The sequence below is a fragment of the Thalassovita gelatinovora genome (assembly GCF_001458355.1).
GTDB lineage: Bacteria > Pseudomonadota > Alphaproteobacteria > Rhodobacterales > Rhodobacteraceae > Thalassobius > Thalassobius gelatinovorus.
This window is the reverse complement of the sequence record NZ_CYSA01000001.1, coordinates 50,270-60,832: the sequence shown is the minus strand read 5'-3', so window position 1 is coordinate 60,832 and position 10,563 is coordinate 50,270. Positions and strand designations below refer to the sequence as shown.

Sequence of the window (10,563 nt, the reverse complement as noted above, 5' to 3'; positions counted from 1 at the left end):
GATCCTCGGGAGATACCACATCCGTGCCACGGTGCGCGTTCACCCACTTGTTCAGCGTCGAAAGCCCAACGCCCAGATCATCCGCAACTTGTCGCCGTGTCAGCCCGCTGGTCAGCGCAATTCGCACCGCGTCTTTGCGGAATTCATCCGTTCTTCCTGTGCCCATAGTTCGTCTCCTTTGTTGCAGTAAATGCTATCAAAGGAGCGGCATCAAACCGCGACAGGTCCACATTGATTATATCCACCTTCTCAAGACCGAAGAAATATCGCACCAGCTCAGCAAAAAGGAACTGTATCTTGCGGTGCTCGATGAATACCAGCGCCCGTGCACCCTCGGTCTGCAACCGCTTGAGGATCTCGATCGTCGCTTCCAGCCGCGCGCTCATTTCCACGAAGACTTCCGGCGGCACAGCAGCATCAGCACTCGGATGCACCGAAACCGAACGAATATGGTGAAGCGCTTTGAGCGCTGCTCCGGCGCCACCTTGAGCAAATTTCTTCTGAGCGAGATCATAGGTTTCGGCCTGAACCGGAGGCATCAACCGGGGATGGAGAAACCGCGTCTTCTTGGGCAGGTCGCGGGCGACATCGTCCTTCAGGCGCCGCAACCCGAGTGGCGGAAACCTGTCCTTACCCTTGAATACCCTAGCATATAGTTCCGTCAGCTTTTCCTCATTCGGAACCTGATAGCGCGTCTTGAACTCCGAGCCAGAGCCGAGCGCCCCGGGCGCGAGGCGATCCATAATTGTCCACAAATCCATGGTCGTGTTTTCGATCGGTGTGCCGGTCAACCCGATCCGGAATGATGCGTTCATCGCCTCGACAGCCTTCGAGGCAATTGTATCCTTGTTCTTGATCGCTTGGATCTCGTCCATGACCAACGCCGCAAAGGAAATACGGCCCAGAGAATGCTGATAGTTCGCCAGCGTTGTATAAGTCGTTAGGATCCAATATCGATGTGCGCGGCCAGGGCCGAAAGCCCCAGCAGGGAGCGGAAGTCGCCGCCCGCTCCGCCATGCAGGACGTCGATGGTCTGCGCGGCGGGCGGACCTTCGACGATCTGCAAGTGCAGCGCGACCCCGGAAACCTCTTGCGAGGGCAGTCGCGCTTCAGGTCGGCGCCCGCTGAAGCAGCAGCCGCAGGCAGAAGGCCGTCTCGGCCAGGATGGTTACACCGTAGGCCGGGGTGAAAGCCGAGGAACGCTCCGGGGCGGAGAACCGAAGAGACCTGCCCGCAAGGAAATCTACGCTGGTGATCGACACACCGTTACCGAAGCTAGGCCATAATCGCATCGTGGAGATCCGTTTGCTCCTTCGGGCCTAAGTAGGCTCGAACTGCCTTCGTCGCAGCACCAAAGTGACCCCAAAGATCACTTCAAAAGCGGTCCCCGGCAGCAGCAGAGCCAGTGACGCCGTTCCAGAGCCTGATGCGGAAGCAATCATCGCGGCGACGAGGCATAGGTATCCGGCAAGGCCCAACGCTCCAAGCATGGTTGGAACGATCTTTGTGCTGAGCAGCCAGAGACACATCGGTATGCTGCCGAGGCCGAGCACAACCATCGCGACCCGATAGAACACGTCGCTGGAAAATGGCAGGGTGCTCAGGCTGCCCTGAACGATCAAAACGCTGATCGCCAGAAGCACGGCTTCCGTAATGCGGGCGGCCCGGTAGATGTCTGCGCTACGCGGTGCGGTCGTTGCGATCACAGGGCGCATCAGAACGCCGATGGCGATAACGACTGCTGAATTGCTGAAGCACATCAACTGACCAAGCCAGTTCAAATCGCCTCCCAACAGCACTTGACCTCCTCCAAAGAGAGGAAACGCAGCGAGAATTGATAGACCCACAATTCGAAGTCGCAATTGATCAGACATGGGCCATCCATACAAAAAGGAAGTTTTTTTCGGTTTGGTTCGGGTCATCTTTTTTCCCCTTTTTGCGTCGCTTGTTACAGCTCAGCTCGTCTGCGGCGTGGCTGCGGAGCCGGCCAGCAACCCGCCGTCGACGGTCAGTTCCGTTCCGGTCATGTAGGCGGCCTCGTCCGAGGCGAGCAGCAGCGCGATGGAGGCGACCTCGTCGACCGTGCCAAAGCGGCGCATCGGCGTGTCGGCCACGAAGGCGGCCATGCGGGCCTCGCGGTCCGGCCCGTCGCCCAGCATCGGCTCCCACATCGGCGTCAGGATCGCCGCCGGGTGGATCGAATTGCAGCGGATGTTCAGCCCCTGTTCGGCGCAGTATAGCGCGACCGACTTGGTGTGATTGCGAACGGCGGCCTTGGACGACGCATAGGCCGCTGCCGCCGGAATGCCCACCATACCGGAACGAGACGATATGTTGATAATCGACCCGCTGCCCCTGGTGCGCATCGCGCCGATCGCATAGCGGCAGCCGAGAAATGTGCCGTCGAGATTGACCGCATGCACGGCACGCCAATCCGCCAGCGAGGCGTGCTCGGGGTCGTGCTGGCGCAGGCCTTCCTCGAAGCCCGTGATCCCGGCATTGTTCACCAGGACGTCGCAGGCAGGCCACCCCTCGGCAAGTGCTGTCCAGTCGGCCTCGGACGCTACATCGAGGCGCAGGTGATGCCCGCCGATCTCACGGGCGACATCGGCGGCGCTAGTCTCGTTCTTGTCGGTCACGACGACAGTAGCTCCTTCCCGGGCGAAGGCCCGCCCGATCGCGGCGCCGATGCCGCGGCCCGCACCCGTGACGATGCAAATCTTGGTGTTCAATCGGGACATGTTATTCTTTTCTATGTTGGTTGCGGTCGCTGCGCAGAGCCATCAAGCCGGGCTTTCCGTAAGCAGGCCCATCCCCGACCGCTAGGACAGGTTTGGCAATGACAGGCGCATTTCATACTGAACGATGAAACGATCAGCCCCAAGCTCCTGTAGGAGAGAACACAAGACACTGTCGGCGGACTCGACATTGACCAATGTCAGCGAGCCGACCGTCGCTGCCGCAGCGAGAAGGTCCGCCAAGGCCGAGAGGTCGCTGGCGGCTATCTGATGCACGAGACCGCCTGCACCGACGATCGCGCCGCCTTTTTCATGCAGGAAGGACGTCAGCGGTGAGCCGGAGATGGTTTCCGTAGCGTTCTGCCAGGTCGGCTCCCAGGTCGAATACCTCTGAATGGCATTGGCAACGGTCCCGAAATCCGACCGTTCGCATGTGGACGGATCGGGTGATGGATGATCAAGCCGATAACAGTCGAGCTTTCTGGTCACCTCAAAACCCAGCTTCCGATAGAGACGCTCAGCGCTTTCGTTTCCCTCGATGACCTCAAGCCAAAAGCTCTCGCTTCCGGCATTCTCCGCCGCACGTATCGCCGCCATGCCCAAACGAGACGCCAATCCCCGGCCTCTGTGGCTAATCCGGGTTCCGCTGCCTATCAGATACCGTTGGTTGTTCCGCGTCGCCACGTTCCAAAACCCGATGACTTCACCATCGTCGACGGCTACGAAGGACGCCGCGGGGTCAAAACCTCTCGATCTCAGCGCCGCCTTGAACGTGTCTGCATCTGGTTGCAACGGAACGACATAATCAGAAAACGCGGCGAGCATGGCGCAATGCAGAGCACCCAGATCAACGCCGGATTCTGGAAAGGAAACAATGCGTGTCATCTTCGTGTTTTCCTAAATCAACGGGTGGGCCTGTCGACAAGTCCCGATCCTAGTCAGACAGACACAGCTTGTTGCCATCAAGGTCCCTCACATAGGCCGAGAATTTCGGGCCACGCTGACCGGGCGCGCCTTCGCAGGTGCCGCCCAATTCAAGGGCCAGGCCGTGCATCCTTTCAACCTCTTCCTTTGCTCCGACACAAAAGCCAACCATCGTGCCATTCCCGTTGGTTGCCGGCGCCTCATCGAAGGGTGTCGCGATTGCGAAGGCAAAGTCGTCGCCGAGCCAGTAAGTCATGCGGTCCGACGGCGACATGGTCTGAAGACCCGCGCCCGCGAAAAGTCCGTCGTAGAAGGCCTTCGATGCGTGCATGTCGTTTGTTCCGACGACGAAGTAATTCATCTTCATGGGTGTCTCTCCGATTTGGTGGTTCAGTTGACTGCGTGGCGCGCACTTACACGACGACGACATTGCCGCGCTTGTGCCCGGTTTCCATATGGCGGTGCGCCTCGATCAGGTCGCCCAAAGGGTAGACCCGGTCGATGACCGGCGCCAGCGTGCCGTCCTCGACCATCCGTGTGAGGGTGCCGAGCATCGGGCGCAGCACGTCCGGCTTGAGCATCCCGGTGGCCGAGAAGCGGACCTTGCGGGAGCCCGCGACGCGCGTGCGCACCATCGCGCCAAGCAGGCCGAGGCCCAGTACCGGGCAGACGTAGCGGCCGGAGCGGGTCAGGCTGCCCTTGGCCTCGGCGAAGGACGAGACGCCGAGCGTGTCGTAGATCACGTCATACCGCTCGGCCTGTCGGCTGAAATCCTCGCGGCTGTAGTCGATGACCCTGTCGGCCCCAAGCGACGTCACCATGTTGGCGTTGCGGGCGCTGCAGGTGCCGGTGACCTCGGCTCCCATCGCGGCGGCGATCTGCACCGCCGCGCTGCCCAGGCTGCCCGAGGCGCCGAGGATCAGGACCTTCTGCCCCGCGCGCAGTTCAGCCACCTCGCGCAAGAAGTTTAGCGAGGTCAGCGGCCCATCGCACATCACGGCGGCGTCTTCATGCGAAAGTGCCGCGGGCTTCTTCATCAGCACGCCGGACTCATCGAGGCAGATGTGGCTGGCATTTGCCCCGAACTTCAGGCCCGCCTCACCGAAGACCACGTCGCCCACGGCAAACCGGCTAACATGGTCACCCATGGCGATCACCTCGCCCGAGAGCCCGGTGCCCGACAGGTTTTGACGCGGGCGGCGCAGGCCGAGGAATAGCCGTGCAAAGCGGGGCTGCCCGGCCCGCATCATGCCATCGGCGCGCGTCACGGCCGAGGCGCGGATACGGATCAGGATCTCGGTCGGACCAGGTGTCGGAATGGGCCGGGTTACCGGGTTCAACACCTCGGGGTTGCCATAATGATTGATGCTCCATGCAGAGAGTGTTGCGGTCATGGTGGACTCCTTTCGGTTCGGTTGCCCTGTCTCTACCGGACCGAATTCCATCCGAATATTGCAGTTCATGCACCACTGTGGTTCATAATCGATCCGCATGGTGGATTGGAAATCTCTTCCGGCCTTTCTGGCCGTTGCGCGGGCGGGATCGCTGCGAGGGGCCGCCGAGCAAACGGGCGGCACCCACGCCACCGTGCGCCGACAAGTCGAGGGGCTGGAGGCGCAGCTGGGTGTGCAGCTGTTCCGGCGCAGTGCGGGCGGGCTGGAACTGTCGGCGGCGGGCCGCAAGCTGCTGCCGCAGGCACTCGAGGCCGAAGCGTCCTTGCGCCAGGGCTTCAACGCCGTTCGCGGGCTCGATAGCGAGGCGGCGGGTCGCATCCGTCTGTCGGTCGATCCGATGACCGCGCATTTCCTGCTGGCGCCGGTTCTGGGCGAGTTCCTGTCGCTCTATCCCGACATCCACATCGACATGAACCTGTCCTACGCCATCGACTCGATCGAAAAGCTTGAGGCCGACGTCTCGATCCGCCATGTGCGCGACCTCACCGGTGATGCCGTGGGGCGCAAGCTGTTTCCGCTGTCGATCGGTGTTTTCGCATCGCGCAGCTACATCGACAGGCATCTGCACGATTCCGGGCCATGCGGTGAGGGTCTGACCTGGCTCGGTTACGGCGAGGTGCCGGAATTGCAGGCGATGATCGCCGCCTCGCCGTTTCCGCGTGCTGCAGTGCGCCATGCCATCCCGGATCCTGCGATGCATATGCATCTCGCCCGGGCCGGAGCGGGCATGACGTTCCTTGCCGCATGGGTGCAGAGCGTCTTTCCCGAACTTCAACGGGTGCCAGGAACCGAGCTAGACCAAAGCCGCTCGACCTGGGTGCTGATGCATGGCGATCTGCGCCGGGTGCAGCGGGTCCGGCTCTTCGTCGATTTCCTCTACGAGAGCCTGCTCGAGCGGCGCGCGGATTTCATCGGGGGGTGATTTGACAATCGCTGCAACCAGATCGGTAACAGTGTGGTTATAACGGCAAGTATGGCAGCCGTCGTCAGAGCAGACTTCAGGATCGACGCTGTGCTTGCGGCCTTTACCAGCGCAAGGTCGGACTCTGATCCAGACAGCAGCATGAGGCTTATGCCGAGGTTTTCCAGGTAGTCGAAAGTCGCGGCCAGGATTGCCAAGGCTCCGCCTATCTTGGTCATCAGCGTCGGCCCGAACCTGAAGGAACGCCATCGAAGAGCCAAAATCAGGGTCAGCGCCAGCAATGCGGGGTAGAGCGTATCCAAAGGGATTTGCCGCGTGAGATAATAGTGGCGCCCGGACTCACCGAGGGCTTGCAGCAGACCCTCGGCATCGACCTGAGAATACCCTGTGGGACGAAGATCGAACGGCAGCACCCCTGCGAGATCGGTCAGATGTCCAAGCGTTCCCAGCACCATAACGAGGTAGATGATCATGGCGCCAATCCCGAACAGGAATGCCGCCTTGCCGCTGTGTTCGATTTTCATGTGAAGAACTCCTATCGCGTTTGAGGTATGTGTCGTTGGTAGGGGCGCCTTGCTTGCTGGGCATTGTCTTTTGTTAACGGGGCGTCAGAAATGCAGATCGCAAGCAGCTTTGAACGGGACCGACGGATTTTCGGTGATCTGACCGCCGCCGATGCACGCGCTTTGGCCGGGGCGTTCGTGGCGAAAGTACTTCCGAAAACCGACTTCCTCGCCCGGCAGGGTGAGCCAGACGTGATGGAATACATTCTGTTGTCAGGGAAGGTGGTCAGTCTGATCGGCGACGCCGATGGGCGCGAAGTTTGCGTGGGCTTCTACGTCGGGCCATGTGTGATCGCGCCTAATCTGGCGCGCGCCGCCGACGGCAAATCCCTTGTCAACCTGAGACTGGAGTCGGACGGGCAGGTCGCTTCGGTATCGGCGGCGACCCTTCTGAAACTGATGCGAGGTTCCTCAGCGATCGAGGAGTGGGCCAATGCCGTGCTCCGCGCCGAACTTGAGCGCAAGACAAGCCGGGAATGGAGCCTCGCCGCACTCAAGGCCAAGGAGCGGCTGGAGTGGTTTCGTAGCCACTATCCTGATCATGAAACCCTGTTCACTCACACTCAGATTTCGTCGTTTCTTGGAATGACGCCCGTGACGCTGAGCCGACTGAGAAATTCGGGTAATCTATAGAAAGTATCATAGTTACAATTTCTTAGTGATCAGAGAAGGTTCGACCTCGGTCCCGTTCCCTCCGCCACCCACCATCATTTCGAAATCATTGCGAACATTTTGTATGTCACTGTTTTTGAAGTGAATTTTGGCGCTATTTACGGCCAATTTCGTTCACTTGGATCGATTCTTCTATATAAATCGCTATACAGTTTGCTTTACTTCGACTGCGCGGTCGTGAGGTGGCAATGGCGATCAAACCCCGAGGAAGAAGCTCTCCCTCTATAGGAGGGTCCCCAACAGGTATGAATCGGTCGAACCGCGCAAGTTCATCTGACATCCTGGATGAGCCCTGACCCCGCCTAGATCTTGAGTTTGACGTCCGGTTTGGGCTTTTAACACCCATATCATGGATGTAATAGAAACGTGTGGCCCGGTAGCTCAGCTGGATAGAGCACCTGACTTTTAATCGGTTGGTCAAGTCCAAATATCGCTTTGAATTAAAGGTGATTAGCAAGTAGTAGAATATCGCGGACTGTTTTACAGACTGCTTTCAGCGGCTCCGTAGCTCAACTGGATAGAGCAAGGACCTTCTAAGTCCGAGGTTGAGGGTTCAAGTCCTTCCGGGGCCGCCAAAAATCTAAACTTGTTGGGATGTTATCGCATCATCGCGCAATGTCAAAACCACTTGTTACTGGTTCCCCAGACAACACCGTGTAGGCATTGTCCGCGGCAAGGTTCCCCCGGACGACCTTTGGTTCGAAACCGCAATGCAGAGGGCGCTTCGCTCTGGACTTATAAAAACGAGAGACCCAACATGGGCATCGGCGGCATAACACCCGCAATGAAATTGAAAACAGCCGCGTGAATTCTACGGCTGGACCCCGTTAAAAATGGGGGGATTACCGAAGCGCCAGGTTTCCTCGTATTGGCAGGCCGTCCTATTCCTATAGACACCCCCCGACCTCTCTGCTACATCGCCTCAATCTTGTGGCCTCGGATTCGTTCCGGGGCCCATGATTTTTAGCCGGGGACCTTCGGGGCCCTATCAAGTTGGTCACCTCTCGAGGGGGCTATAACCCGGATGGGCAGGGGCCCATCTTACAATTCGGAAGACAGAAAGCATGGCACTCAAGTCGTATAAGCCGACGACGCCAGGCCAGCGTGGGCTGGTACTGATCGACCGTTCGGAGCTGTGGAAAGGTCGTCCGGTCAAATCCCTCACTGAGGGTCTGACCAAGAACGGCGGCCGCAACAACACCGGACGGATCACGATGCGCCGCAAAGGCGGTGGGGCAAAGCGCCTCTATCGTATCGTCGATTTCAAACGTAACAAATTCGATGTCGCCGCCACCGTTGAGCGGATCGAATATGACCCCAACCGGACCGCGTTCATCGCGCTGATCAAATACGAAGACGGCGAGCAGGCCTATATTCTGGCCCCGCAGCGTCTGGCGATTGGTGACAAGGTGATCGCATCGGCCAAGGCCGACATCAAGCCGGGCAACGCGATGCCGTTTTCGGGCATGCCGATCGGTACCATCATTCACAACATCGAGCTGAAACCCGGCAAAGGCGGCCAGATCGCCCGCGCGGCAGGCACCTATGCCCAGTTCGTCGGTCGTGATGGCGGTTACGCTCAGATCCGTCTGAGTTCGGGCGAACTGCGCCTGGTGCGTCAGGAATGCCTGGCCACCGTGGGTGCCGTGTCGAACCCCGACAACAGCAACCAGAACTTCGGTAAAGCCGGCCGTATGCGCCACAAGGGCATCCGCCCGAGCGTCCGCGGTGTCGTTATGAACCCGATCGACCACCCCCATGGTGGTGGTGAAGGCCGTACCTCCGGTGGCCGTCACCCGGTTAGCCCCTGGGGTAAGCCGACCAAGGGTAAACGCACCCGTAACACCAACAAGGCGTCGCAGAAGCTCATCGTTCGCTCGCGTCACGCTAAGAAGAAAGGGCGCTAATATATGTCTCGCTCTGTTTGGAAAGGCCCCTTTGTGGATGCTTACGTGCTTAAGAAAGCCGAAGCATCGCGTGAATCGGGTCGCAATGAAGTCATCAAAATCTGGTCGCGTCGTTCGACGATCCTGCCCCAATTCGTGGGCCTGACGTTTGGCGTTTACAACGGTCACAAACATATCCCGGTCAACGTGTCCGAAGATATGATTGGCCAGAAGTTCGGTGAATATTCGCCGACCCGTACTTACTACGGGCATGCGGCCGACAAAAAAGCGAAGAGGAAGTAAGCCATGGGCAAGGCAAAGAATCCCCGCCGCGTGGCCGAAAACGAAGCAATGGCGAAAACCCGCATGCTTCGTACCAGCCCGCAGAAACTCAATCTGGTTGCCGGCATGATCCGCGGTAAGAAGGTCGACAAGGCTCTGAACGACCTGACCTTCTCGAAGAAGCGGATCGCGCAGGACGTCAAGAAGTGCTTGCAGTCGGCCATCGCCAACGCCGAGAACAACCATAACCTGGACGTTGATGAACTGGTCGTCGCCGAAGCTTATGTCGGCAAGAACCTGACCATGAAACGCGGTCGCCCGCGGGCCCGTGGTCGTTTCGGCAAGATCATCAAGCCGTTCTCGGAACTCACCATCAAGGTGCGTCAAGTTGAGGAGCAAGCCTAATGGGTCAGAAAGTCAATCCGATCGGCATGCGTCTTCAGGTCAACCGCACCTGGGACAGCCGCTGGTACGCCGATACCAAGGATTATGGCGATCTTCTGCTGGAAGATCTGAAAATCCGTGAGTTCATCAAGGAAGAGTGCAAGCAAGCCGGTGTCGCCCGTGTGATCATCGAACGCCCGCACAAAAAGTGCCGTGTGACCATTCACACCGCACGTCCCGGCGTGATCATCGGCAAAAAAGGTGCCGATATCGAAGTTCTGCGCAAGAAGCTGGCGAACATGACCGACAGCGAACTGCACTTGAACATCGTCGAAGTGCGCAAGCCGGAACTGGACGCACAGCTGGTGGCGGAATCGATCGCCCAGCAGCTGGAACGCCGGGTTTCGTTCCGTCGCGCGATGAAGCGCTCGGTTCAGAACGCAATGCGTATGGGCGCCTTGGGCATTCGTGTGAATGTTGCTGGTCGTCTGGGTGGCGCGGAAATCGCGCGGACCGAATGGTATCGTGAAGGCCGCGTGCCTTTGCACACCCTGCGGGCCGACATTGATTACGCCCATGCAGAAGCCGCGACGCCCTATGGCATCATCGGCATTAAAACCTGGATCTTCAAAGGCGAAATCATGGAACACGACCCGCAGGCTCGTGACCGTCGCGCCGCTGAACTTCAGGATGGCCCGTCCCCTCGTGGTGCTGCACCGCGCGGCCGTCGTTAAGGAG

15 protein-coding genes and 1 tRNA gene are annotated in these 10,563 nt (G+C 59.3%); 7 read left to right on the top strand and 9 right to left on the bottom strand.

The features are described 5' to 3' along the window. The 8 genes from TG4357_RS00350 to TG4357_RS00320 form a co-directional block, all read right to left on the bottom strand. Positions 1-166 (bottom strand): transposase (locus TG4357_RS00350; RefSeq protein WP_144433910.1); only part of this gene is annotated, 166 nt, incomplete at its 3' end. Further along, positions 144-896 (bottom strand): SNF2-related protein, encoded by a 753-nt coding sequence (locus TG4357_RS00345; protein WP_233487401.1) that lies wholly within the window; start codon positions 894-896, stop codon positions 144-146. The genes TG4357_RS00350 and TG4357_RS00345, both read right to left, overlap by 23 nt. A gap of 44 nt (positions 897-940) precedes the next feature. Next, positions 941-1,066, bottom strand: coding sequence for a hypothetical protein (locus tag TG4357_RS19900; RefSeq protein WP_267886179.1), 126 nt, complete (start codon positions 1,064-1,066; stop codon positions 941-943). 253 nt (positions 1,067-1,319) lie between these two features. Next, on the bottom strand, positions 1,320-1,922 hold the full coding sequence (locus TG4357_RS00340; RefSeq protein ID WP_058260885.1) for a DUF4386 family protein: 603 nt from the start codon (positions 1,920-1,922) through the stop codon (positions 1,320-1,322). 33 nt (positions 1,923-1,955) lie between these two features. Then, positions 1,956-2,741, bottom strand: a complete 786-nt coding sequence (locus TG4357_RS00335; RefSeq protein WP_058260884.1) for an SDR family NAD(P)-dependent oxidoreductase — start codon at positions 2,739-2,741, stop codon at positions 1,956-1,958. Between the two features lie 81 nt (positions 2,742-2,822). Further along, a complete protein-coding gene (locus TG4357_RS00330) occupies positions 2,823-3,623 on the bottom strand; it encodes a GNAT family N-acetyltransferase (protein ID WP_058260883.1) in 801 nt (266 codons plus the stop codon). Between the two features lie 49 nt (positions 3,624-3,672). Continuing rightward, entirely contained in the window at positions 3,673-4,029 is a 357-nt protein-coding gene (locus TG4357_RS00325) for a VOC family protein (RefSeq protein ID WP_058260882.1), read from the bottom strand. Positions 4,030-4,075: 46 nt separating this feature from the next. Then, positions 4,076-5,056: an NAD(P)-dependent alcohol dehydrogenase gene (locus tag TG4357_RS00320; protein ID WP_058260881.1), complete on the bottom strand. Its 981-nt coding sequence runs from the start codon at positions 5,054-5,056 to the stop codon at positions 4,076-4,078. 97 nt (positions 5,057-5,153) lie between these two features. On the opposite strand from TG4357_RS00320, the gene TG4357_RS00315 reads away from it, so the two are divergent. Then, entirely contained in the window at positions 5,154-6,038 is an 885-nt protein-coding gene (locus tag TG4357_RS00315; RefSeq protein ID WP_058260880.1) for a LysR family transcriptional regulator, read from the top strand. Here the strand turns inward: TG4357_RS00315 and TG4357_RS00310 are convergent. Continuing rightward, the gene (locus TG4357_RS00310) at positions 5,993-6,562 is read right to left on the bottom strand and encodes a hypothetical protein (RefSeq protein WP_058260879.1); all 570 of its coding nucleotides are present in this window, start codon (positions 6,560-6,562) and stop codon (positions 5,993-5,995) included. The two genes, TG4357_RS00315 and TG4357_RS00310, sit on opposite strands and share 46 nt — an antisense overlap. A 90-nt stretch (positions 6,563-6,652) precedes the next feature. Here TG4357_RS00310 and TG4357_RS00305 point away from each other — a divergent pair, with 90 nt between their 5' ends. From TG4357_RS00305 to rpsC, 6 genes are all read left to right on the top strand, one after another. After that, on the top strand, positions 6,653-7,234 hold the full coding sequence (locus TG4357_RS00305; RefSeq protein ID WP_058260878.1) for a Crp/Fnr family transcriptional regulator: 582 nt from the start codon (positions 6,653-6,655) through the stop codon (positions 7,232-7,234). 537 nt (positions 7,235-7,771) lie between these two features. Beyond that, positions 7,772-7,848 (top strand) — tRNA-Arg (locus TG4357_RS00300). A 489-nt stretch (positions 7,849-8,337) separates the two neighbouring features. Next, the gene (gene rplB, locus TG4357_RS00295; protein ID WP_058260877.1) at positions 8,338-9,180 is read left to right on the top strand and encodes a 50S ribosomal protein L2; all 843 of its coding nucleotides are present in this window, start codon (positions 8,338-8,340) and stop codon (positions 9,178-9,180) included. Positions 9,181-9,183: 3 nt separating this feature from the next. Next, a complete protein-coding gene (gene rpsS / locus TG4357_RS00290) occupies positions 9,184-9,462 on the top strand; it encodes a 30S ribosomal protein S19 (protein ID WP_058260876.1) in 279 nt (92 codons plus the stop codon). 3 nt (positions 9,463-9,465) lie between these two features. Next, the gene (gene rplV / locus TG4357_RS00285; protein WP_058260875.1) at positions 9,466-9,846 is read left to right on the top strand and encodes a 50S ribosomal protein L22; all 381 of its coding nucleotides are present in this window, start codon (positions 9,466-9,468) and stop codon (positions 9,844-9,846) included. Beyond that, on the top strand, positions 9,846-10,559 hold the full coding sequence (gene rpsC, locus TG4357_RS00280) for a 30S ribosomal protein S3 (protein ID WP_058260874.1): 714 nt from the start codon (positions 9,846-9,848) through the stop codon (positions 10,557-10,559). Before rplV ends, rpsC begins: the two co-directional genes overlap by 1 nt. The last annotated feature ends 4 nt before the right edge of the window (positions 10,560-10,563 follow it).

Bases quoted from the DNA above. Each gene is read 5' to 3' on its own strand.
- TG4357_RS00340 (WP_058260885.1), bottom strand. From the start codon at position 1,922: ATGACCCGAACCAAACCGAAAAAAACTTCCTTTTTGTATGGATGGCCC.
- TG4357_RS00335 (WP_058260884.1), bottom strand. From the start codon at position 2,741: ATGTCCCGATTGAACACCAAGATTTGCATCGTCACGGGTGCGGGCCGC.
- TG4357_RS00330 (WP_058260883.1), bottom strand. From the start codon at position 3,623: ATGACACGCATTGTTTCCTTTCCAGAATCCGGCGTTGATCTGGGTGCT.
- TG4357_RS00325 (WP_058260882.1), bottom strand. From the start codon at position 4,029: ATGAAGATGAATTACTTCGTCGTCGGAACAAACGACATGCACGCATCG.
- TG4357_RS00320 (WP_058260881.1), bottom strand. From the start codon at position 5,056: ATGACCGCAACACTCTCTGCATGGAGCATCAATCATTATGGCAACCCC.
- TG4357_RS00315 (WP_058260880.1), top strand. From the start codon at position 5,154: ATGGTGGATTGGAAATCTCTTCCGGCCTTTCTGGCCGTTGCGCGGGCG.
- TG4357_RS00310 (WP_058260879.1), bottom strand. From the start codon at position 6,562: ATGAAAATCGAACACAGCGGCAAGGCGGCATTCCTGTTCGGGATTGGC.
- TG4357_RS00305 (WP_058260878.1), top strand. From the start codon at position 6,653: ATGCAGATCGCAAGCAGCTTTGAACGGGACCGACGGATTTTCGGTGAT.
- rplB (WP_058260877.1), top strand. From the start codon at position 8,338: ATGGCACTCAAGTCGTATAAGCCGACGACGCCAGGCCAGCGTGGGCTG.
- rpsS (WP_058260876.1), top strand. From the start codon at position 9,184: ATGTCTCGCTCTGTTTGGAAAGGCCCCTTTGTGGATGCTTACGTGCTT.
- rplV (WP_058260875.1), top strand. From the start codon at position 9,466: ATGGGCAAGGCAAAGAATCCCCGCCGCGTGGCCGAAAACGAAGCAATG.
- rpsC (WP_058260874.1), top strand. From the start codon at position 9,846: ATGGGTCAGAAAGTCAATCCGATCGGCATGCGTCTTCAGGTCAACCGC.